Below are 21,290 nucleotides of genomic sequence, written 5' to 3' on the forward strand. Positions count from 1 at the left end.
AACCCGGCCGGATGATCCGGCCGGGTTCTTCTTCGTCTGTGGCTGTCGCCCGTCAGGCCATGACGAGTGTCAGACCAGTTCGCCCGCGGCTTCGACCACGGTGGCGCTGAGCTCCACCAGGCGCGCTTCGTGCTCGTTGAAGTGATGACGGCAGAAGAGAAGCTCGCCGCCCTTGGGCAGGACGGCACGTACCTTGGCTGCTGCGCCGCAGCGATCACAGCGATCGGCGGCGGTGAGCGGCAGGTAGATCGGGGCTGTGGTGGCGATGTCAGTCATGGTTCCTCCGTCCCGGTCCGGCGCCGGTGTCCGGTCGCCTTCCCTTCGAGCCGACACATCCGGGCGATGCGTCAACCTCACTCTGTCAGACGTTCGGCGGGTTCGTATTGTTCCGGCAGGTGCCATCGGTGTGTCGTCACTCACCGTTTACCTCGGGCAACAATGTGACAACGTCTGCCGGAAACCGTTTCAGGCTGCTGTCAGCCGGCTGGGGTCGGCGACTGGGAGCCGGCGACATCGGAGTCCGCATCCGGCACCTGCGCATCGGTGTCGGCGCCGACGAGCGCCACCTCCTGCTCCTCGCGGAAGTGGGTGATCGCGTCGGAGGACTCGTTCTCGCGGTCGCGCAGGTATTCGCGGAGCGAGTAGGCGAAGGCGGCCGCCCACCCGACGGCGATGACGACATAGAAGATGTTCCGCACACCGCCGGGGGCGTCGATGAAGTCGCTCTTGAGCAGGCTGCGCGTGTTGGTCAGGACGATGAGGCCGCCGACCGAGGCGCCGAGCAGGCGCGGCGGGATGTGGCGGACCAGCCAGGCGGCGATCGGGGCCGCGATGACACCGCCGACGAGAATGGCACCGACCCACGCGAAGTTGATGCCCTGGGAGCCGAGGCTGAACAGGAAGCCGAGGCTGGCAGCGACGGCGATGATGAACTCACTGGTGTCGATCGAACCGATCACCTTGCGGGGCTCGAGCCGGCCACTGGCCAGGATCGCCGGGGTACCGACCGGCCCCCAGCCGCCGCCACCGGTGGCGTCGACGAAGCCGGCGACGAAGCCCAGCGGGCTCAGGAAGCGCTTGCGCAGCGGCTTGCCGAGGTTGTGTCGGGGGATGCCCTGGAAGGTGAAACGGATCAGGATGTAGAGCCCGAGCAGCAGCAGGATGACGGCCATGAGGGGTGCGGCCGCCTCGGTCGACAGATTGGCGAGAATCGTCGCACCGAGGAAGGCGCCGATGGCACCCGGGATGGCGATGCGGCGGACCACGCGCCGGTCGACGTTGCCGAACTTCCAGTGGGAGACACCGGACACCAGCGTGGTGCCGATCTCGGCGAGGTGGACGGTGGCCGACGCCGCGGCCGGGTTGGTGCCGATCGCGAGGAGCAGCGTGGTGGTGGTGACGCCGTAGGCCATACCGAGGCTGCCGTCGACGAGTTGGGCGGCGAGGCCGACGAGGCCGATCAGGACAATCGTTCTCATGGAGGATCTTTCGGGGCTGGCACGCGGTCAGGGCGCGCCGAGGCTGGGACGAGCGCACGAAGGGCTCGCGATGACGGGTGGGGACAGGACGGTCCCGGGTGGGGTCGGTCGCATCAGCGACACAGCATCGAGGCCACCCGCAGCAGATCGACGGCGGGGCGGGTCACCAGAAGGGGACCACTCGCCGAGAGGGGACCATGGGGGCTGCTCCCGGACGACGTCAACGCATACGGCACCGGGTCAGCGTACGCAGCAACCTGCGGAAACAGAATCTGTCGGCCCGTCTCGGAATCTCTCCGCGTACAACCCTTGACAGAAGTCGACATGCCCTGCTCGATCTGCGAACCCGGAATTCGGCCCCGACAACGCGTTCGCCCCCGTCGCCGAGTGACGGCAACGGGGGCGACGGAGAGTGCGTGACTAGTCCAGGTAGTCCCGGAGGACCTGCGACCGCGACGGGTGGCGCAGCTTGGACATCGTCTTCGACTCGATCTGGCGGATGCGCTCACGCGTGACGCCGTAGACCTGGCCGATCTCGTCGAGGGTGCGCGGCTGGCCGTCGGTGAGACCGAAGCGCAGACGCACGACACCCGCCTCGCGCTCGGAGAGCGTCTCGAGCACCGACTGCAGCTGGTCCTGGAGGAGAGTGAAGCTCACCGCGTCGACCGCGACGACTGCCTCGGAGTCCTCGATGAAGTCGCCGAGCTGGCTGTCGCCTTCGTCGCCGATGGTCTGGTCGAGAGAGATGGGCTCCCGGGCGTACTGCTGGATCTCCAGCACCTTCTCCGGGGTGATGTCCATCTCCTTGGCGAGCTCCTCGGGCGTCGGCTCGCGGCCGAGGTCCTGGAGGAGTTCACGCTGGATCCGGCCCAGCTTGTTGATGACCTCGACCATGTGCACCGGGATGCGGATGGTGCGGGCCTGGTCGGCCATCGCGCGGGTGATGGCCTGGCGGATCCACCACGTGGCGTAGGTCGAGAACTTGTAACCCTTTGTGTAGTCGAACTTCTCGACCGCGCGGATCAGACCGAGGTTGCCCTCCTGGATGAGATCCAGGAACGCCATGCCGCGGCCGGTGTAGCGCTTGGCGAGCGAGACGACCAGTCGGAGGTTGGCCTCGAGCAGGTGGTTCTTCGCACGGTTGCCGTCACGGGAGATCCAGTTCAGGTCGCGCTTCTGCGCGGTGCTGATCTTCTCGCCGGAGTCCATCATGCGGCGAAGACGTTCGGTGGCGAACAGGCCGGCTTCGATGCGCTTGGCCAGCTCGACCTCTTCCTCGGCGTTGAGGAGGGCGACCTTGCCGATCTGCTTGAGGTAGGCACGCACGCTGTCGGCCGACGCGGTGAGCTCGGCGTCCTTGCGGGCCTGGCGAAGTGCCTCCGACTCCTCTTCGTCCCAGACGAAGTCGCCGGACTTGGCGGCGGGTTCGGTCTTCGCCGACTCCTTGGCCGGGGTCTTGGCGCCGGCGGGTGCCGTTTCGGCTTCCTCGTCCTCGTCGTCGGAGTCTTCGGCGTCGTCCTCGTCGTCGACCTCGAGGTCGTCGTCGATCTCCACGTCCTCGAGATCGGCGTCGGGACCGTCGATGTCGTCGATCGAGTCCGGATCGTCGGGCTCGGCGTCGGTGTTGTCCACACCCTCGGCGGAGGTGGCCTTCTTGGCAGCCTTCTTGGGGGCTGCCTTCTTGGTGGCCTTCTTCGCTGCTGCCTTCTTCGCAGGCGCCTTACGGGCAGCGGTCTTCTTCGCAGCCTTCTTGGCGGTCCGCTTGGCCGGGGCTTCGGTCGAGGCGGTGGTCGACTGGGTCTCGTCGGCCTCGGCGTCCCCCTGGCGGGTCTTGATGGCTGCCACGTACAACCTTTCGAACTTCTCTTCTGCGGTGTCTTTGTCGAGTCTTGTGAGACGTGACACGGCAGCACGAGCCGCCGTGGACAAGGGCTTGGTTTCTCGGTTCAGATGACCGGTGACGACCATTGTAACGACATCGGCCGGTCCGATGTGACAAAGCCCTGGTCAATCCAGGCGCGGCCTAGGTTTTGAGGCCTTGTGAGACGGCCATCGCCGCGCCGACGATCCCGGCGGTGTTCAACAGCGTGGCCGCCACGACCGGGGTCTGGTTGGTGAGCAGCGGGATCCACTTGTCGGCCTTGCGGCTGATGCCGCCGCCGGCGATGAACACCTTGGGCCAGAACAGTGCCTCGTAGGCCTTCAGCACGTCGGAGACCTTCTCGGTCCACTTCTCGTAGGACCAACCCTTCTCCTCCTTGATCCGCGAGGACGCCTGGTGCTCGGCCTCTTTCTTGCCGACCTGCATATGGCCCAGCTCGGTGTTGGGCACGAGGTTGCCGTTGATGAGGATCGCCGACCCGATGCCGGTGCCGAACGTCAGCAACATCACCACGCCGTCGACACCTTTGCCGGCGCCGTAGGCGTCCTCCGCCATCCCGGCCGCGTCGGCGTCGTTGAGCACCGACACCGCGCGACCCCCGAGGTGCCGGCTGAACAGTTCGTAGACGTCGGTACCGATCCACCCCTTGTCGATGTTGGCGGCGGTCCGCATGATGCCCTCGGTGACCACGCCCGGCAGGGTGATGCCGACGGGACCCGCCCAGTCGAAATGGGCGACGACCTCGGCGACGGCGGCTGCGACCGCCTCCGGGGTGGCCGGCTGCGGGGTGAGCACCTTGAATCGATCGCCGACGAGTTCACCGGAGTCGAGATCGACGATGCCGCCCTTGATTCCGGAGCCGCCGACGTCGACGCCGAAGCCCAGATGAGTGGGTGACGGCGAATCGTCGGTGGCGGGCGTTTCGGTCATGGCGGAGTCCCCTTCCGGGCCGGCGGTGATCGACACCAGGCTATCGGCGCCCGCAGCCGCCCGCGCGGCATCCTCCGGATGCGGCACTTCACGTCACCGGTGAGCGGCCCCGGCCGCCGATGTGCTGACATGGAACACGTGGATCAGACAATTCCGGTGGACGAACTGGCCGCCATCGCGGTGGACGTGGCGCAGGAGGCGGCCGCCCACGTGCGCCGCCGCCGACCCGAATTGTTCGGTGCGACAACGCCGCCGACAGCGGACGCGGCACCCGTCGATTCGGCCGCCGTGAACCCCGTCTCGACGAAGTCGACGGAAACCGACCCGGTCACCGTCGCCGACACCGAGACCGAACGGCTGATCCGGCAGCGCCTGCACGAGTCCCGGCCCACCGACGAGGTCCTGGGGGAGGAGCACGGTGGGAGTCGCGCCGTCCCGTCCGGAGTGCGCTGGGTGGTCGACCCCATCGACGGCACGGTCAACTTCATGTACGGGGTCCCGGCCTACGCGGTGTCGGTCGCCGCGCAGGTCGACGGCCGCTCGGTCGCCGGTGTCGTCGTCGACGTGGCGCGCGAGGTGGTCTATGGCGCCACTCTCGGTGGCGGTGCCTGGGTGGCCGACGGCGACGGCCTGCGCGTACCGCTGCGGTGCAACCCCGTCGATCGTGCGGAACTCGCCCTCGTGGCAACCGGTTTCGGCTATGCCGCGGACCGTCGGCGCGCGCAGGGACGGATCGTCGCGGACCTGCTCCCGCGGGTGCGGGACATCCGGCGGATCGGTGCCGCGGCACTCGACCTGTGCATGGTGGCCTCCGGCGCCGTCGACGCTCATTACGAGCACGGTCTCAGTCCCTGGGACTGGGCGGCCGGTGGTCTCATCGCCGCCGAGGCGGGTGCGGTCGTGGTGACGCCGCCACCGGACTCGCGCGCGGACGAGGGGCACATCACCGTGGCGGTGGCGCCGGGGATCGCCGACGAGTTCCTCGCCCTGCTCGATGGGGCCGGGGCCCGGGAACCGCTGACCTAGCGGGGTCGGTGGGGCCGATTCAGCACGGAGCCGAGTGGACCGCCTTCACCAACGCGGGATCGGCGCCGGTCTCGGGGTTCTTGGGGTCGGCCGACCGCAGCGCCTCGAGTGCCGCCTGCGCGTCCTGGGAGAGCTCGCCGCCCGAGTGATAGGTGCCGAGGGCGACATCGACCCCGGTGCCACGGCGTCCGTCGTCGACGAGCTGGGCGCAGGGGAACGCGAGCCAGGTCGCCGCCGCGGCGGCACGGCCGGCGGGCCCGAACCGGATCTGCGCCACGCAGTTGAGATCTCGGTTCGCGTAGACGGGATCGTCGGCGAACGGGGTGTCGGCGGCCGGCGTGAATCCCTGCGCCGCGAGGTCCTCGGACACCGACCGGGCAGCGCCCCGTTCCTCGGATGCGTTGAGGACCCGGACCTGGAAGGTCGACAGTGCGGCCGGAGCGACCTCCAGCATCTCGTCGCGCGGGACCTGGGTGAGGACGGGCGGTTCGGCCGGCTGTTGTGCGCCGGGTTCGACCGCGGTCGACGGAGTGGGCTGATTGCATGCGGTGGGGACCGATTCGCTGTTGTCGCCGCCGAGGACGATCGCCCAGACGACGACGCCGAGGACCAGCAGGACCACCACCGTGATGATCGCCGGGGCGTACCGGCGCCGCGGATACGGGCGGCCCTGTTCGTCGGTCGGGTAGCCGGTCGTAATCTTCGAGACCACCGTGGAACGACTCCTCACTGGGATTTCCCACTCGACCACGCCGTGGGCGCACTGCTCGAGCGGATGTACTTCACCGGGAGCGACGCCCCGCGCAATCTCCGCAACACTCTAGAGGGTCGATCCCACGGTGGGTGCGAGCCTCGCCGCGGGAGCCGTGTCTCGCCGTCTCCGAGGCGTCCGACCTGCCTGAATCGCGAGATTCCGGACGAGTTCGCGTTGCCACATTGACGATTGACCGGGCATGGTCTATTCTTCGGGCGCCCGCGCTTCCAGCCTCGGGGTGCAGCCGACATCAAATCGTGACCGAAGTCACACAATACGCCGGATTCTTGGGTACGAATCGTGCTCGAGACGACGTTGTAGTGACCCCACCGGCAAGACAATCCCGGCGGAGTCGTGCGCACACCCTCAGGTGACGGCCACGAGCCGGAACCGAGAGCGCCCCCTCACTCTCTGAACAAGTAAGGCACACAATGGCTACTGATTACGATGCGCCACGACGCACCGAGGCCGAGGACCTCAACGAAGACTCGCTCGAGGAACTGAAGGCCCGCCGCAGCGAGGCGCAGTCCGCGGCGGTCGACGTGGATGAAAGCGACACCGCGGAGTCCTTCGAGCTGCCCGGTGCGGACCTCTCCGGCGAAGAGCTGTCGGTTCGGGTCGTCCCGAAGCAGGCCGACGAATTCACTTGTACCAGCTGCTTTCTCGTCTACCACCGCAGCCGGCTGGCGGAGGAGAACGGCAACTCGCTGATCTGCGTCGACTGCGCATGAGATCCGCGGGACACCCGCGGAAGTGAACGACGACTCCCTGACCCACAGGGCCTGACGACGAAGGGGCCGCGCCATCAGGCGCGGCCCCTTCGTCGTATGGGGGTGCGGGTCGATCGGTCAGGCGCCTGCCGACGGGCGGTCGGCCGCGGCATCCGGGAGGTCGAGGGCGGCCAGCAGTTCGGCGGGGCGCCGGGTGGACACCAGCCAGTAGGGGGTCGGGTCGTCGGGGTCGTCGAGTACGACGAGGACCATCGTCTTCACCCAGAAGCGGTGCACCAGATAGGCGGCGGGGTCGAGCTGACGGCCGAGGGCGGCACTCTTGGCGGTCGCCGGGATGGAGGCCCCGCGGGCGACGACGGCCCGCGGCAGGCGGGCGCGATGTGCCTGGAGTTCGCGGTCGGCGGTCACCCGGACGCGGGTACGGCTCATCGACCACAGCACCAGGACGCTGAGGATCGCGGTGACGACGTAGCCGATCACGCTCCACTTGCTGCCGTGGGCGGACAACTGGATCTCGTAGCCCACCACACCGGTCACGACGGCGGCGGCCAGCCACCACCACCACGGCACGGTGAGACGCTCGTCGAAGAGGTCCGCGGAACCAGCGTCCCGGCGAGCCGCCGGATTCTCCGACGTGCCGCCGGTGTTGTCAGGCGATTGGGGTGCGGTCACGGTGACCAGCGTAGTCTGCGTGCGTGACCACAGCTCTTCCCCCTCTGCCGCCCATCGCGGTACGTCGACTCGACCCCGATCTGCCGTTGCCCACCCGAGCACATCCCGGGGATGCGGGCGTGGACCTGTGCTCGGCGATCGACCTGGAACTGCCGGCGGGACGACGTCAGTTGGTCGGTACCGGGATCGCGATCGCGTTGCCGTTCGGCACCGTCGGCCTGATCCACCCGCGCTCCGGACTGGCCGCGCGCGCCGGCCTCTCCATCGTCAACACCCCGGGCACCGTCGACGCGGGCTACCGCGGGGAGATCAAGGTGTGCCTGATCAACCTCGACCCCGAGCAGTCCATCACCATCTCGCGCGGTGACCGGATCGCGCAGCTGATCGTGCAGCGCGTCGAGCTTCCCGATTTCGTCGAGGTCGAGGAACTCGACGACACCAGCCGCGGCGACGGCGGATACGGATCCAGCGGCGGCCACGCCATCCTGAGCTGAGCACGACACGCCGAGGTCGGTCCGACGCCGCGTCGATTACTGTTCACACGGAACGCGGATTGACGAGGAGTAGACGATGACGAAGAACGGTTCGGATGAACTGCGGGTCGGTCAGGCGCTGGGCCCCTACGACATCGACGCCCTCGCGACGGAACCCCACGAGCTGGAGAACTCCCACCTCGACCTGGGGTCGGTGCTCGTCCCGGTGGTCGAGGGCGGGCAGGTCACCGTCGAGATGTCGGAGGCGCACCAGCCGCAGAACGTCTATCTGGTCACCCCGATCGGCCGGATCTCGGTGAGTGCGTTCGCGGCGCCCAAGTCGCCGGGTACGTGGCGCGAGGTGGTCCGCGAACTGGCCGAGTCGTTGCGTGACGGCGGCGCTACGACCAGCATCGAGGACGGCCACTGGGGCCGGGAGGTCGTGGCCGAGGTCGAGGGCGCCACGCATCGCTTCATCGGCGTCGACGGCCCCCGGTGGCTGGTGCGCTGTGTCGGTAGCGGGCCGTCGGAGAGCGCCGAGGACCTCGCGCGCCTGAGTCGTGCCGTGCTGGCCGAGACCGTCGTGCGTCGCGGTTCGGATCCGCACCCGCCGCGGGAACCGCTTCCGATCGTCCTGCCGCCGGTCCTCGCCCATCAGGTGGCCGCCGCCCAGCAGCAGATCTTCGCCGAGGCGGAGGCGGGCGCGGAGGCCCCGGGCGGACCCCAGACACCTACCGGCGAGGTGGCCGGCTCCGACGACGAGTCGGAGGCCGTCGCCGGGGGAGCGCTGGACCAGGTGGCGCACGCCGCGGTCTACGGCGAGAACACTTATACCGACGCCCCGGCCGAGGGCGGTTCGGGCGGCCACGACGATCCGTCGGTCACCGCCGACCCGGACCCCGAGGACGACGCCCCGCTGCCGCCGTCGTCGGGCTCGGCGATGCAGCGCTTCTTCCGTCGTCGCTGAATCCGCTGCGGACGGGGTCTCACCTCGACAGGCGCGTGTATGCGGCGAGGCAACTGTCGCCGAGGAGCGCGGGATCGCGGCCCCACCCCTCGAGGGTGACCTCGACCAGTGCCGAACGCGGCGCGGCGTCATGCCAGGTGCGGGCGACCGCGATCGGGTGGATGGCGTCGTCCGGGGCCGCGACGAGTGCCAGTGGAACGGTGAGTCGGGTGATCTGCTCCGGTGTGGGCGCCGAGTAGTCCGCGGCATCGCGTAGCTGTCCGATGACCTCGGGGTGCAGGCGTCCCCAGGAGCGGGAGAGTTCGGCGGCCAGCCAGTCCGGGCTGCTCGCGGCCATCGCGGTGACCGTTGCGTCGAGCCCGTCGCGTTCCATCGCATCGGCCGTCGCCCGTGCGCTCGCCGCGGCGAGCGCGGAATCGGCGTCGCCGCTCCAGGCGGGCAGGGCCGCGAACACGCCCGCACATCGGTCGCCGGTGTCGGCGAGTGCCCATTCGAGGGCGATGGCGGCGCCGATCGACACCCCGCCGACCAGAACCGAGTCGTGTTCGACGGCCGCACGTTCGAGACCACGCCGATGGCCGGCGACCAGATCCGGCGTCGGCTCGAGCGCCACGAGCTCGACTCCGAGCATCGCCGCGGCGTGACCGAAGGCACGTGTGACGTGGTCGGCATCGGAGCCGGTCCCGGGAATCACCACCAGCGCGGTGGGTGTTCGTGTGGACGGACGGTCCATGTGGGGCATCAAAAGTTCATCCGGATGCAGGGCACCTGGAGATCATCCCCTAGGGTGTCCCGGGACTGCGGGTGAGCCCCGGTCGTCCACGTTGTCACCGGCCGATGCCGGGTCTACGCTGGCGGACAGTCACCGATCAATCGTTCGGTGGCCACGGACGCTGACGCGAAAGCCTGGTGCCCGGCTGAAATCCATTGGGAGGTTGGGATGCCCACCACTGCTGGTTATCTCAAGCGTCTGACCCGCCGACTCACCGAAGATCTCGGGAACGTCGAAGCGGAGCGAATCGCGGAGGAGTCGAAGGCGACGGGCGCACAACGCGCGTCGGACTGCACTCGCGGCGAGGAGGTCACCATGCACGGTGAGCTGCGTGCGGTGGAGACGTGTTCACGCGCGGCCAAGGCCGGCGTGAAGGCGGAGTTCTTCGACGGCTCCGACATCGTCATGCTCAAGTGGCTGGGCCGCAATCGCATCGCGGGTATCGAACCCGGCCGCAAGGTGACCGTGCGGGGACGTCTCGCCCTGCAGGACGGTCACAAGGTGATCTACAACCCCTACTACGAGCTGCAGGGCAGCGACGACGAGTGACACCCACGAGCGACACCGGCGAGCCGGGTGACGAGTCCATCGGCCACGACGTCGAACCGGATTCGGGTCCCGCCCCGACCCCGACGGTGCTCGAACAGATCGGCGGCGTCTCCGGGCTGATCTACTCCACGGTTCCGGTCGTGGTGTTCGTACCGGTGAACTCGTTCCTCGGCCTCCGGGCCGCCATCGTCGCCGCGCTCGCCGCCGCAGCCCTCGTCTTCGGCGTGCGGATCATCCGCCGCGAAGGTCTCACCCCGGCGATCTCCGGCCTCCTCGGCGTCGCGATCTGCGTGTTCATCGCCAGTCGCGTGGGGGACGCGAAGGGGTACTTCCTGTTCGGGATCTGGACCACTCTCGTCTACGCGGTGCTGTTCGTGGTCTCCATCCTGGTGCGCTGGCCCCTGATCGGCGTCGCCTGGCATCTGGTGAACGGGCAGGGGACCGCCTGGCGAAGGCATGGCCGGACGCTGCGCGCCTATGACATCGCCACCGCCCTGTGGGCACTGGTCTTCGCGGCACGCTATCTCACCCAGTCCGAGCTCTACGACCTCGGCGCCACCGGATGGCTGGCCTTCGCGCGGATCGCGATGGGATGGCCGCTGACGGCCCTGGCGGTGCTCGCGACCGTCCTGCTCGTCCGCCGCGCGGTCCGCGAGGAGGAGACCGTCAGCGCGTGATCCGCATGGCGTCGTAGAGCGCGGGTTCCGCCTCGGCCGGCGCGATGAAGACCAGTTCGTCACCGCCCTCGATCGGGTCGTCACTCTGCGGCACGATGACACGCCCGCCGCGCAGGATCGCGACCAGTGCCACGTCCCGCGGTAGCTCGAGCTTGCGGACCGGCTTGCCCGCCACCGGTGTGTTCGCGGGCAGGGTGAGTTCGACGAGATTGGCCTGGCCCTGTCGAAAGGTCATGAGCCGGACCAGATCCCCCACCGACACCGCCTCCTCGACGAGGGAGGCGAGCAGGCGCGGGGTCGAGACCGCGACGTCGACACCCCAGTCGTCGCCGAACAGCCATTCGTTGCGCGGGTCGTTGACCCGGGCAACGACCCGGTTGATCGCGAACTCGGTCTTGGCGAGCAGGCTCACGACCAGATTGGCCTTGTCGTCACCGGTCGCGGCGATCATCACGTCGAAGGTCTGCAGTTGCGCGTCCTCGAGCTTCGTGAGCTCGCACGCGTCGGCGAGAATCCACTTCGCGCCCGGCACCGCGTCCGGGTCGACGTGGTCGGCCTTCCGCTCGAACAGGGTGACGTCATGCGAGTTGACCAGGAGTTCGCGGGCGATCGAGCGCCCGACCGCGCCGGCTCCGGCGATGGCGACCTTCACGGATGACTCCTCGTCACTCAGGATTCGGGATGGGTGAACGGTTCCGCGGCGACTCGGCGCGCGTTGACCAGATTGTCGAGCAGGACGGCGACATAGATCACGTCGTCCTGCTGGAGAACGGTTTTGGCGTCGGGCAGGACCGGTCGGCCGACCCGGTTGAGGAAGGCTACGCGGGCACCGGTCTGTTCCTGGAACCTGCCTACCGAGACCCCGATCCACGACTCGTGGACGTCGACCTCGGCGACCGCGAGCGAACCCGACGGGTCACGCCACTCAGCCGTCGCCGTCTCACCGAGCGCGGAGACGAACCGCTCGGTCGTCCACGGCACCGTGGCGACGGTCGGGATGCCGAGCCGTTCGTAGACCTCGGCGCGTTTGGCGTCGTAGATGCGTGCCACGACACGTTCGACGTCGAAGGTCTCCCGGGCGACCCGCGCGGCGATGATGTTGGAGTTGTCACCGGAGGAGACCGCGGCGAAGGCGTCGGCGTGCTCGATCCCGGACTTCACGAGGATGTCCCGGTCGAACCCCACGCCGGTGATCGTGCGGCCCGCGAAGTCGGCGGACAACCGCGAGAAGGCGGACGGGTCCCGGTCGATGATCGCGACGTCGTGTCCGCGTTTCTGCATCGCCATCGCGAGCGACGATCCGACCCGCCCGCAACCCATGATGACTACCTGCACGACATTCCTCTCCCGATGCGGCGTGCGTGCCGCGAGTCGAACCTACCCGCCGCGACGCGGACGCTCTAGGGTTGCCTGGTGTCCACCGTCTCCAAGGTGTCCGTTGCGACGAAGCGACTCCTGCTCGGCAGGCCCTTCCGCAGCGACAAGCTGGGCCACACCCTGCTACCCAAGCGCATCGCCCTCCCGGTCTTCGCCTCCGACGCGATGAGCTCCGTGGCGTATGCGCCACAGGAGATCTTCCTGGTCCTCTCGGTCGCCGGGATCACCGCTCTCACCTTCACCCCGTGGGTTGCGATCGCCGTCGCCGTGGTCCTCGCGGTGGTGGTCGCCAGCTACCGGCAGAACGTGCACGCATATCCGTCGGGTGGTGGCGATTACGAGGTCGCCACCGTCAACCTGGGACCCAACGCGGGCCTCACCGTCGGCAGCGCCCTGCTCGTCGACTACGTCCTGACCGTAGCGGTGTCGGTGACCTCGGCGGCGGAGAACATCGGTTCGGCCGTTCCGTTCGTCAACGAGCACAAGGTCTGGTTCTGCGTCGGGGCGATCGTGATCCTGGCGGCGGTGAACCTGCGCGGCATCAAGGAATCCGGAGCGGTGCTGGCCATCCCGACCTATGCCTTCATCGTCGGCGTGCTGGGCATGCTCATCTGGGGCTTCACCGAGATCTTCGTCCTCGGCGAGGAGATCCGTTCGGAGACCGCCGACTTCGGAATCGTGGCGGAACAGGACAACCTCACTGGGCTCGCGCTGGCGTTCCTCGTGGCCCGATCGTTCTCCTCCGGGTGTGCCGCGCTGACGGGGGTCGAGGCCATCAGCAACGGCGTACCGGCCTTCCGGAAACCCAAGTCGCGCAACGCCGCGACCACGCTGCTGATGCTCGGTGGCTTCTCGATCACCCTGCTGCTCGGCATCGTCCTCCTCGCCCAGGAGATCGGCGCGAAGTACGTGATGGATCCCGCCAAGGACCTCGTCGGCGCCCCCGAGGGTTATCAGCAGAAGGCGATGATCGCGCAGCTCGCGCACGCGGTGTTCGATTCGTTCCCGGCCGGTTTCTTCTTCGTCGCGACCGTGACGGCGCTGATCCTGTTGCTGGCCGCGAACACCGCGTTCAACGGCTTTCCGGTGCTCGGTTCGGTGCTGGCCCAGGATCGATATCTGCCGCGGCAGCTACACACCCGTGGTGACCGGCTGGCGTTCAGCAACGGCATCCTGTTCCTGGCGGTCGCGGCGATCATCTTCGTGGTCGCGTTCGGCGCGCAGGTGACCGCGCTGATCCAGCTCTACATCGTCGGCGTGTTCGTCTCGTTCACGCTGAGTCAGACCGGCATGGTGCGGCACTGGACGCGTCTGCTGCGCACCGAGACCGACCCGAGTGCCCGGCGCCGGATGGTGCAGTCGCGGGTGGTGAACTCGATCGGCCTGGTGATGACGGCGACGGTCCTCGTGGTGGTCCTGATCACGAAATTCACCGCGGGCGCGTGGATCGCGGTGCTGGCGATGGTCTCGATCTTCGTCCTGATGAAGCTGATCCACCACCACTACGCGTCGGTACAGCGTGAACTCGATCGGGCCGAGACCGACGACGAGGGCGTGCTGCCCAGCCGGACGCATTCGATCGTTCTCGTGTCGAGTCTGCACATGGCCTCCAAGCGTGCCCTGCGCTATGCCCGGGCGACGAGACCGGACGTCCTCGAGGCGATCACGGTGAACGTCGACGACCGCGACACCCGCAAACTCGTGTCCGAGTGGGAGGCCAGCGACATCACGGTCCCGCTGAAGGTCATCGCCTCCCCGTACCGTGAGATCACCCGGCCGGTGATCGACTACGTGCGGCGGGTGCGCCGGGAGTCGCCGCGCGACGTGGTGACCGTGTTCATCCCCGAGTATGTCGTCGGACACTGGTGGGAGCAGATCCTGCACAACCAGTCCGCGCTGCGGCTCAAGGGGCGCCTGCTGTTCGAGCCCGGGGTGATGGTGACCTCGGTGCCCTGGCAGCTCACGTCGTCGGATCGCCGCAAGGAGACCAAGAGGTACTGGGCGCCGGGTGAGACCCGCCGCGCCCTCGGCGAATCGGAGCGCACCCCATGACGCCGTCGCCTCCGGCGCGCCGGGTCGAGGTCGCCGTCGACAGTCCGGCGAACGGCGGGGAGGCGGTCGGCCGTGCCGACGGCCGGGTGCTGTTCGTACGCGGCGCGATCCCCGGTGAGCGTGTGGTCGCCGAGATCACCGACGACCGTCACGACTCGTATTGGCGGGCCGAGGCCGTGGAGATCCTCGACCCGTCGCCGCATCGGATTCCGGTGGCGTGCCCGGCGGCGGCCGGGGGAGCGGGATGCTGCGACCTCGGGCACATCGAACCCGGGCATGCGCGCGATCTGAAGCAGGCCGTGCTGCTCGACGTCCTGAGCCGGGTCGGCCATCTCGACGAGGCGACGATCGCCGACACCGACCTCGCGACCCGCGGGGTCGACCGGTTACCCGGGGCCGACACCGGCTGGCGCATCCGGACGAGGCTGGCCGTCGACGGACGTGGTCGCGCCGGGCAGCGCGCGTTCCGCGGTTCCGCGGTGATCCACGACGTCTGCGTACAGCCGGCGGCGGGGATGGTCGACGACCTCGCCAGTCGCCGGTTCACGCCGCACGCCGAGCTGGCGGTGGTCCTCGACGCCGACGGCACCCGTCACATCACCGAACTCGCGCCGATCGCCGAGGTTCGTCACGGCGACCCCCGCCGGCGCGCTCAGCAGAACCGTCGGCGCCGTTCCCGACCCCGCGCACAGGTCGTCGTCGAGGGCGCCGAGTTCGCGGTGCACCGCGTCGGCGGCCGCTCGTGGAACATCCCGGTGACCGGATTCTGGCAGGCGCACCGCGCCGCGCCGCAGACCTACGCGGACACGGTGGTCGGTTTCGTCGGTGAACATCTCGACTCCGCCCCCCGGGTCGCGTGGGACCTCTACGGCGGTGCGGGGGTGTTCGCCGGCGCGCTGCTGGACACCTTCGACACGGGCCTCGACGAGGTCCACATCGTCGACTCCGACGCCGGTGCGCTGGCGGCCGCGTCGGAGACCTTCGCCGACGACGGCGACCGCGTGGTCACCCACCGGGGTGAGGTGGCGGCCCGGATCCACGCCCTCGGCGAGGCGCCCGACATCGTCGTCCTCGATCCGCCGCGCACCGGTGCCGGCGAGCGCGTCGTCGACGCGATCACCGCCGCCCGACCGGCCGTGGTGGTGCACGTGGGCTGTGATGCGGCGCGGTTCGCGCGTGATCTCGGTCTCTTCGTCCGTTCCGGATATCGCGTCGCGCAGGTCCGCGGCTTCGACGCTTTCCCGCTGACACACCATGTGGAGGCGGTCGCGTGTCTGGTGCCGGCCTGAGCCGTCACCCGCGGTGTGGGTCGGTCGACCATCCGCGGGGCGGGGTGGATCCGAATGCTTCCGTAGACTGACGGGTTATGGGCCGGGGGTGTCTCCGGCGGCGTCGCGCGATGGAGGAAACGATGAGTGTGCTCGACCGGATCAGCTCGCCGGCCGATCTGCGGTCACTGTCGGAAGCGGAGTTGGAGACTCTCGCCTCCGAGATCCGGACGTTCCTGATCGAGAAGGTGGCGGCCACCGGCGGCCACCTCGGACCGAACCTCGGGGTGGTCGAACTGACCCTCGGGATCCATCGTGTCTTCGACTCACCGCACGATCCGATCCTCTTCGACACCGGCCACCAGTGCTACGTCCACAAGATCGTGACCGGCCGCAAAGACGGGTTCGACAGTCTGCGCCAGCGTGGCGGCCTGACCGGCTACCAGGAGCGCGCGGAATCCGAACACGACTGGATCGAGTCCTCGCACGCCTCGGCGGCCCTTTCCTACGCCGACGGCCTGGCCAAGTCCTTCGAACTGACCGGGCAGCCGGACCGAACCGTCGTCGCGGTGGTCGGCGACGGTGCGCTCACCGGCGGTATGTGCTGGGAGGCGATCAACAACATCGCCGCGTGCAACCGGCCCGTCGTGATCGTCGTCAACGACAACGGCCGGTCCTACGCGCCGACCATCGGCGGCCTGGCGAGCCACCTCTCGGGTCTGCGCCTGCAGCCCGCCTACGAGAAGTTCCTCGACGAGAGCAGGCGCGTCGTCAAGCAGATGCCCGTGGTCGGCGAACCCGCCTACGCGGTGCTCCACGGTGTGAAGAGCGGCCTCAAGGACCTGCTGGCGCCCCAGGCGATGTTCACCGACCTCGGCCTCAAGTACGTCGGACCCGTCGACGGACACGACATCGGTGCTGTCGAGTCGGCTCTGCGGCATGCCCGTGACTTCGGCGGCCCGGTCATCGTGCACACCGTCACCCGCAAGGGCATGGGCTATGCCCACGCCGAGAATCACGTGGCCGATCAGATGCACGCCACCGGGATCATCGACCCGGTCACCGGCCGGCCCACGAGCGTCGCCCCGCAGGACTGGACCAAGGTCTTCTCCGCGGCACTCCTCGATGCCGGCGCCAACCGTCCCGATGTCGTCGCGATCACCGCTGCGATGCCCGGACCCACCGGACTGACGCCGTTCGGCGAGCGCTACCCGGACCGCATGTTCGACGTCGGCATCGCCGAACAGCACGCGATGACCTCGGCGGCGGGCCTCGCCCTCGGCGGCCTGCATCCGGTCGTGGCCATCTACTCGACCTTCCTCAACCGCGCGTTCGACCAGCTGCTGATGGACGTCGCGCTGTTGAGACAACCGGTCACCCTCGTCCTCGACCGGTCGGGCATCACCGGACCCGACGGGCCCAGCCACCACGGCATGTGGGATCTGTCGCTCATGGCGATGGTTCCCGGCCTGCGGGTGGCCGCGCCGCGTGACGCGGTCCGGCTGCGCGAGGAGTTCGACGAGGCCCTCGGCGTCGACGACGGCCCGACCGCGCTCCGTTTCCCCAAAGGTGCGGTGCCGGAGGACATCCGGGCGGTCGAGCGACTCGACGACGGTGTCGACGTGCTGCACCGCAGCGACCACGATCTCGGTCCGGCGACCGGCGACGTGCTCATCGTCGCGGTCGGCGCCTTCTGCAGCCTGGCCGTCGACACCGCAGAGCGCCTGGCCCGGCAGGGCATCGAGGCCACCGTCATCGACCCGCGCTGGGTGCTGCCGGTCGCGACCTCGGTGGTCGAGGTCGCCCGTCGTCACCGCCTGGTCGTGACCCTCGAGGACGGATGCGTCAGCGGTGGTGTGGGATCGGCTGTCGCGGGAGCACTCTCGGCGGCCGAGGTACCGGTTCCGGTGCAGATCAAGGGCATCCCGCAGACATTCATCGAGCACGCCTCGCGCGGGGAGATCCTCGGCGAGCTCGGTCTGACCGCCCAGGACCTCGCCCGTTCGATCACCGCGACGGTATCGGGGATGCAGGCCGGTCCCGCGCTGGAACGCCAGCTCGAGAACCCCGCCGATCCCGCGGAGAGCCGCGCCGAGGACTGACATCGGAGGACACGTGGCCGGGCTGCCGCCGCTGGGTGTCGAAGAGGAATTCGTCCTCGTCGACCGCGAGACGGCACGTCCCGTCGCACGCAACCGCGAGGTGGCCGCGGCGGCCTCGGCTCGTGGACTCGACCTCGCCCTGGAGCTCACCTCCTGTCAGGTCGAGATCGCCACGCCGACCTCCGACACCGCCGAGGAGATCGGCGATCACCTGTACCGACTGCGGAGCATCGTCGCGGCGGCCGCCGACGACGTGGGGGTCGACGTCGTCGCATGCGGACTGCCGCCGCGGGTCCCGGAATCCTTCCCGGTGACCGACACGCCCCGGTATCGCGCGATGGCCGGACGATACGGCATGCTCGCCCACGAACAGGGCATCAACGGTTGTCACGTCCACGTCGGCGTACCCGACCGGGACGCCGCCGTGGCGGTGTGCAACTGGCTGCGCCCGTGGTTGCCCGCGCTGCTCGCCCTGACGGCCAACTCCGTGATCTACCGTGATGCCGACTCGGGTCACGCGAGCTGGCGGTCGGTGTTGTGGTCCCGATGGCCGGCCGCGGGTCCGCCGCCGCACCTGCGATCGGCGGCCCATTTCGCCGAGCTGGTGGAGCTGCTGGTGGCGACCGGTGTGATCCTCGACCCGCACATGCTCTACTGGGATGCCCGGCCGTCGGATCATCTCCCGACCGTGGAGATCCGCGTGGCCGATGTGCAGATGCGGGTGGACGAGGCCCGGGCCTTCGCCACGATCGTCCGCGCCGCGGTGATGACCGCGCTCGACGACGTGGAGCGCGGGACCGAATCTGCCTCGGCCACACTCGATCCGATGCTGCTGGCGGCCGCCTACTGGAAGGCGGCCCACGACGGTCTCGACGGTGACGCACTCGATCCCGTGACGGGAGGGCGCATGCCCGCCTGGACCAGGATCTCCCAGCTCGTCACCGTGATCGGACCGGCGCTGAACCGGTTGGGACAGCGCGAGGAGGTCGACGCCGCGCTGCGCCGGACGTGGAGCGAGGGGAACGGCGCGTCACGTCAGCGGCGCATCTTCCGCGAGACTCATTCGGCGCCCGCGATCACCCGCGCGGCCACCGTGCGCGTCGACCGGTGACGGTCGATCTCGGCCCGGGCTTTCAGCGCAGGGTGGCGAGATTCGAGATCGACTTGTGCACATCGGACTCCAGCACCCTGGCGACCAGGCTTCCGACGGGTCCGTTGAGCAATCCGCCGGACACCTCGGCGGACAGATCGAAGTAGGAACCGTCGGCGATCTCGTCGACCTTCATGGCGAGGTCGATCTGGATGCCGCCGCGCCCGCTGCCGGCGAGCGCGATCAGCCTGGGCTCGTCGTATTGCGTGACGGTCCAGTGGATGACGTTCCGGAACCCCTTCACCTTGATCAGCGACGAGACCTTCGTCCCCTCGTCGATCGTGTCGGGGACCGGGGACTTCCAGCCGCCGAAGATGGTCATCCACTCGTCGAATCGCGAGAGGTTGGCGGCGAGTGCCCAGGCCGCGCTGGGGTCGAGGTCCGAGTCGATGCCGACGGAGACTGTGGCCACTGAGTGCTCCCATTCCGTGAGGTCGTGCCTGGTGCGAGGTCGTGCCTGTCGGGGAGTCTCTTACCCAGGTCGGCCGCGGCCTATTCGGGTCCGTCGCCGGTCTCGGTCGCGCCGCCCCCGCGTAGGGCCTCGGTCAGCGCATCGACGCTCAACCGCCGCTGCCAGGGACGGGCTCCGGCGGCGGCGAGATGCGCGTCCACCGCCTCGGTGGTGACCGGTTCCCGCAGTCCGTCCCAGCACAGCTGGCGGACCACATCGGGGGCGAGGAGGTTCTCCACCGGGAGGGTGCGGCTCTCGGCGACCTCTTTGAGAGCCGGACGCACCTTCTGCATCCGGGCCGCGGCCTCCGGGTTGCGCTGTTCCCAGCGACTCACCGGTGGCAGTCCGGGGCCGTTGGTCTTGCGGGCCGGCAACTCGTCGTCGGGCAGTTCTCGGGCACGTTGGAGGGCACTGAGCCAGACCCCGGCCTGGCGTCGCTGGCGGGGACCGCCGAAGATGGGCAGACGGGTCAGCTCCGAGTTGGACCGGGGGTCGGCGGTGGCGGCGTTCACGATCGCGGTGTCGGGCAGCACCCGGCCCGGGGCGACATCCCGACGTTCGGCCAATTCCTCACGTGCCATCCACAATTCGCGCACCGCGGCGAGGGCGCGGGCGGACTTCACGGTGTGGATGTTCGAGGTCTTGCGCCATCGGTCGGTGCGTGGCGGTGCCGGCGGACGGGACAGGACGTAGGCGAATTCCTCACGAGCCCAGCCGTCTTTGCCGGACTCGGCCAGCGCCGCGTCCATCGCGTCCCGCAGCTCGACCAGAACCTCGACGTCGAGCGCGGCGTAGTTCAGCCATTCGTCGGGGAGGGGCCGTCGCGACCAGTCCGCCGCACCGTGACCCTTGAGCAGGCCGAGGCCGAGGAACTGCGCGACCATGGCCGCCAGGTTCACCTTCGCCAGGCCGAGGAGTCGCCCGGCCAACTCGGTGTCGTACAGCTCGACGCACTCGAAACCCAGCTCGCGCAGACACGGGAGGTCCTGGTCGGCGGCATGCAGCACCCATTCGGGCCCGCGCAATGCGTCGATCACCGGGGCGAGGGCCCCAGGATCGGCGATGGGATCGAGCAGGAAGCTGCCGGCACCGCGTCGTTTGATCTGGATCAGATACGCACGCTGCGAATAGCGGTAGCCGGAGGCGCGTTCGGTGTCGACGGCGATGGGGCCCTCGCCCGCCGCGAGTGCTCGCGCCGCGTCGGCGAACTCCGACGCGGTCGACAGCACCGGCGGGACACCGCCGGCGGGCGCGAGCAGCGGTTCGACCTCGGGAGCCTCGTCTTCCGGCGTCGGGTTCTCGGGTGGTGTGTCCACGGTGCTCACGTCGCGCCGAGTCGGGTCACGCCCGTCGGCGGGAGGCCGGCAGCCGATGCCAGCACCTCGCAGAACGCTTCGAGGTGTCCGTTGAGACCCTCGGCGGTCAACGCGGTCCAGGACGCGCGGACCTCGAGCTGGTGGGCGCGCGGCGGTCCGGCGATGTCGCCGTAGCGCACCGACGTGGTGGAGGTGACGGTTCCACCGAGCGCGGTCACCTCGATGCGGCGGGCGGTGCCGTCGAGGGACGGGCCGTTCCCGGAGTGCTCGGGGGTGCTGCTCTCGCCGACCGGCACACCGAGGGCGTCGGACAGCCAGCTCCAGGCCACCTCGGGCAGCAGCGGATCCATCGCCAGTGCGGCCTCGACCTCCGCCTGCAGATAGGCGACGAGGCGGATCGTGCCGTTCCAGGCGTCCTGACCGGCGGGGTCGTACAGCAGGATCAGTCGTCCGAACGCGGAGCCCTGGGAATCGGTGGGAACGACGTCGGGGTCGTCCGGCGGGCGCACCTCGGCGCCGACCGCGTAGCTGTACGGCGCCAGGCGCTGCGGCGGACGGATGGGCCCGACCTCGATCTCACGGCGGACGCGGGCAGCATGCAGCGACTCCACCGCCGCGCGGAAATCAGCAGGCTCGTCCGGAGCTCCCGAAGAAGTCACCGTT

The 21,290-nt window shown here is 69.2% G+C and carries 22 protein-coding genes; 10 read left to right on the forward strand and 12 right to left on the reverse strand.

The features are described 5' to 3' along the window. Positions 1–69: 69 nt before the first annotated feature. The 4 genes from BPODLACK_RS05205 to ppgK all read right to left on the reverse strand — a co-directional run bounded on the left by BPODLACK_RS05205 (position 70) and on the right by ppgK (position 4,290). Positions 70–276: a DUF7455 domain-containing protein gene (locus tag BPODLACK_RS05205; protein WP_006436490.1), complete on the reverse strand. Its 207-nt coding sequence runs from the start codon at positions 274–276 to the stop codon at positions 70–72. A 200-nt stretch (positions 277–476) separates the two neighbouring features. Next, positions 477–1,478 (reverse strand): sulfite exporter TauE/SafE family protein, encoded by a 1,002-nt coding sequence (locus tag BPODLACK_RS05210; protein WP_159404840.1) that lies wholly within the window; start codon positions 1,476–1,478, stop codon positions 477–479. A 420-nt stretch (positions 1,479–1,898) separates the two neighbouring features. Then, positions 1,899–3,446 carry an RNA polymerase sigma factor gene (locus tag BPODLACK_RS05215; RefSeq protein WP_081712414.1) on the reverse strand — a complete coding sequence of 516 codons (1,548 nt, stop codon included), beginning with the start codon at positions 3,444–3,446 and terminating at the stop codon, positions 1,899–1,901. 55 nt (positions 3,447–3,501) lie between these two features. After that, positions 3,502–4,290, reverse strand: a complete 789-nt coding sequence (ppgK, locus tag BPODLACK_RS05220) for a polyphosphate--glucose phosphotransferase (RefSeq protein WP_024498516.1) — start codon at positions 4,288–4,290, stop codon at positions 3,502–3,504. A 129-nt stretch (positions 4,291–4,419) separates the two neighbouring features. On the opposite strand from ppgK, the gene BPODLACK_RS05225 reads away from it, so the two are divergent. Then, on the forward strand, positions 4,420–5,316 hold the full coding sequence (locus tag BPODLACK_RS05225; protein ID WP_024498517.1) for an inositol monophosphatase family protein: 897 nt from the start codon (positions 4,420–4,422) through the stop codon (positions 5,314–5,316). Between the two features lie 19 nt (positions 5,317–5,335). Here BPODLACK_RS05225 and cei read toward each other — a convergent pair whose 3' ends face one another. Then, positions 5,336–6,028 (reverse strand): envelope integrity protein Cei, encoded by a 693-nt coding sequence (cei, locus tag BPODLACK_RS05230; RefSeq protein ID WP_159404841.1) that lies wholly within the window; start codon positions 6,026–6,028, stop codon positions 5,336–5,338. Positions 6,029–6,501: 473 nt separating this feature from the next. Here cei and BPODLACK_RS05235 point away from each other — a divergent pair, with 473 nt between their 5' ends. Beyond that, the gene (locus BPODLACK_RS05235; RefSeq protein WP_006436496.1) at positions 6,502–6,801 is read left to right on the forward strand and encodes a DUF4193 domain-containing protein; all 300 of its coding nucleotides are present in this window, start codon (positions 6,502–6,504) and stop codon (positions 6,799–6,801) included. Positions 6,802–6,918: 117 nt separating this feature from the next. Here BPODLACK_RS05235 and BPODLACK_RS05240 read toward each other — a convergent pair whose 3' ends face one another. Continuing rightward, positions 6,919–7,473 (reverse strand): DUF3093 domain-containing protein, encoded by a 555-nt coding sequence (locus tag BPODLACK_RS05240; protein WP_024498519.1) that lies wholly within the window; start codon positions 7,471–7,473, stop codon positions 6,919–6,921. Positions 7,474–7,496: 23 nt separating this feature from the next. Here BPODLACK_RS05240 and dut point away from each other — a divergent pair, with 23 nt between their 5' ends. Beyond that, entirely contained in the window at positions 7,497–7,967 is a 471-nt protein-coding gene (gene dut, locus BPODLACK_RS05245; protein WP_024498520.1) for a dUTP diphosphatase, read from the forward strand. Between the two features lie 76 nt (positions 7,968–8,043). Then, on the forward strand, positions 8,044–8,913 hold the full coding sequence (locus BPODLACK_RS05250) for a DUF3710 domain-containing protein (protein WP_024498521.1): 870 nt from the start codon (positions 8,044–8,046) through the stop codon (positions 8,911–8,913). A gap of 19 nt (positions 8,914–8,932) precedes the next feature. On the opposite strand, the gene BPODLACK_RS05255 is transcribed toward BPODLACK_RS05250, so the two are convergent. Beyond that, positions 8,933–9,655: an alpha/beta hydrolase gene (locus tag BPODLACK_RS05255; RefSeq protein WP_024498522.1), complete on the reverse strand. Its 723-nt coding sequence runs from the start codon at positions 9,653–9,655 to the stop codon at positions 8,933–8,935. Positions 9,656–9,853: 198 nt separating this feature from the next. Here BPODLACK_RS05255 and BPODLACK_RS05260 point away from each other — a divergent pair, with 198 nt between their 5' ends. Next, positions 9,854–10,234, forward strand: a complete 381-nt coding sequence (locus BPODLACK_RS05260) for an OB-fold nucleic acid binding domain-containing protein (RefSeq protein WP_006436501.1) — start codon at positions 9,854–9,856, stop codon at positions 10,232–10,234. Further along, positions 10,231–10,911, forward strand: coding sequence for a DUF3159 domain-containing protein (locus tag BPODLACK_RS05265; RefSeq protein ID WP_024498523.1), 681 nt, complete (start codon positions 10,231–10,233; stop codon positions 10,909–10,911). The genes BPODLACK_RS05260 and BPODLACK_RS05265 overlap by 4 nt, the downstream gene beginning before the upstream one ends. Here the strand turns inward: BPODLACK_RS05265 and BPODLACK_RS05270 are convergent. After that, on the reverse strand, positions 10,901–11,563 hold the full coding sequence (locus tag BPODLACK_RS05270) for a potassium channel family protein (RefSeq protein ID WP_006436503.1): 663 nt from the start codon (positions 11,561–11,563) through the stop codon (positions 10,901–10,903). The two genes, BPODLACK_RS05265 and BPODLACK_RS05270, sit on opposite strands and share 11 nt — an antisense overlap. A 17-nt stretch (positions 11,564–11,580) precedes the next feature. Beyond that, on the reverse strand, positions 11,581–12,246 hold the full coding sequence (locus tag BPODLACK_RS05275; protein WP_006436504.1) for a potassium channel family protein: 666 nt from the start codon (positions 12,244–12,246) through the stop codon (positions 11,581–11,583). A 78-nt stretch (positions 12,247–12,324) separates the two neighbouring features. Here BPODLACK_RS05275 and BPODLACK_RS05280 point away from each other — a divergent pair, with 78 nt between their 5' ends. From BPODLACK_RS05280 to BPODLACK_RS05295, 4 genes are all read left to right on the forward strand, one after another. Beyond that, positions 12,325–14,340, forward strand: a complete 2,016-nt coding sequence (locus BPODLACK_RS05280; protein WP_024498524.1) for an APC family permease — start codon at positions 12,325–12,327, stop codon at positions 14,338–14,340. Then, the gene (locus BPODLACK_RS05285; RefSeq protein WP_024498525.1) at positions 14,337–15,629 is read left to right on the forward strand and encodes a class I SAM-dependent RNA methyltransferase; all 1,293 of its coding nucleotides are present in this window, start codon (positions 14,337–14,339) and stop codon (positions 15,627–15,629) included. Before BPODLACK_RS05280 ends, BPODLACK_RS05285 begins: the two co-directional genes overlap by 4 nt. A 122-nt stretch (positions 15,630–15,751) precedes the next feature. Continuing rightward, entirely contained in the window at positions 15,752–17,710 is a 1,959-nt protein-coding gene (gene dxs, locus BPODLACK_RS05290; RefSeq protein ID WP_159404842.1) for a 1-deoxy-D-xylulose-5-phosphate synthase, read from the forward strand. A gap of 13 nt (positions 17,711–17,723) precedes the next feature. After that, positions 17,724–18,821: a carboxylate-amine ligase gene (locus BPODLACK_RS05295; protein WP_159404843.1), complete on the forward strand. Its 1,098-nt coding sequence runs from the start codon at positions 17,724–17,726 to the stop codon at positions 18,819–18,821. Positions 18,822–18,843: 22 nt separating this feature from the next. Here the strand turns inward: BPODLACK_RS05295 and BPODLACK_RS05300 are convergent, their stop codons facing one another. The 3 genes from BPODLACK_RS05300 to BPODLACK_RS05310 all read right to left on the reverse strand — a co-directional run bounded on the left by BPODLACK_RS05300 (position 18,844) and on the right by BPODLACK_RS05310 (position 21,286). Then, positions 18,844–19,272 (reverse strand): type II toxin-antitoxin system Rv0910 family toxin, encoded by a 429-nt coding sequence (locus tag BPODLACK_RS05300; RefSeq protein ID WP_024498528.1) that lies wholly within the window; start codon positions 19,270–19,272, stop codon positions 18,844–18,846. An 80-nt stretch (positions 19,273–19,352) separates the two neighbouring features. Beyond that, positions 19,353–20,627, reverse strand: coding sequence for an HRDC domain-containing protein (locus BPODLACK_RS05305; protein ID WP_159404844.1), 1,275 nt, complete (start codon positions 20,625–20,627; stop codon positions 19,353–19,355). Between the two features lie 5 nt (positions 20,628–20,632). Beyond that, positions 20,633–21,286, reverse strand: a complete 654-nt coding sequence (locus BPODLACK_RS05310) for a DUF3000 domain-containing protein (protein WP_159404845.1) — start codon at positions 21,284–21,286, stop codon at positions 20,633–20,635. Positions 21,287–21,290: the final 4 nt, after the last annotated feature.

The organism is Gordonia sp. YY1 (genome assembly GCF_009872315.1).
GTDB classification, from domain to species: domain Bacteria; phylum Actinomycetota; class Actinomycetes; order Mycobacteriales; family Mycobacteriaceae; genus Gordonia; species Gordonia amicalis.

What these genes read in the sequence shown, in the direction of transcription:
- BPODLACK_RS05205 (WP_006436490.1), bottom strand. Translation starts at nt 276, where the DNA reads ATGACTGACATCGCCACCACAGCCCCGATCTACCTGCCGCTCACCGCC.
- BPODLACK_RS05235 (WP_006436496.1), top strand. Translation starts at nt 6,502, where the DNA reads ATGGCTACTGATTACGATGCGCCACGACGCACCGAGGCCGAGGACCTC.
- BPODLACK_RS05210 (WP_159404840.1), bottom strand. Translation starts at nt 1,478, where the DNA reads ATGAGAACGATTGTCCTGATCGGCCTCGTCGGCCTCGCCGCCCAACTC.
- ppgK (WP_024498516.1), bottom strand. Translation starts at nt 4,290, where the DNA reads ATGACCGAAACGCCCGCCACCGACGATTCGCCGTCACCCACTCATCTG.
- BPODLACK_RS05260 (WP_006436501.1), top strand. Translation starts at nt 9,854, where the DNA reads ATGCCCACCACTGCTGGTTATCTCAAGCGTCTGACCCGCCGACTCACC.
- dxs (WP_159404842.1), top strand. Translation starts at nt 15,752, where the DNA reads ATGAGTGTGCTCGACCGGATCAGCTCGCCGGCCGATCTGCGGTCACTG.
- BPODLACK_RS05250 (WP_024498521.1), top strand. Translation starts at nt 8,044, where the DNA reads ATGACGAAGAACGGTTCGGATGAACTGCGGGTCGGTCAGGCGCTGGGC.
- BPODLACK_RS05215 (WP_081712414.1), bottom strand. Translation starts at nt 3,446, where the DNA reads ATGGTCGTCACCGGTCATCTGAACCGAGAAACCAAGCCCTTGTCCACG.
- BPODLACK_RS05285 (WP_024498525.1), top strand. Translation starts at nt 14,337, where the DNA reads ATGACGCCGTCGCCTCCGGCGCGCCGGGTCGAGGTCGCCGTCGACAGT.
- BPODLACK_RS05225 (WP_024498517.1), top strand. Translation starts at nt 4,420, where the DNA reads ATGGAACACGTGGATCAGACAATTCCGGTGGACGAACTGGCCGCCATC.
- BPODLACK_RS05255 (WP_024498522.1), bottom strand. Translation starts at nt 9,655, where the DNA reads ATGCCCCACATGGACCGTCCGTCCACACGAACACCCACCGCGCTGGTG.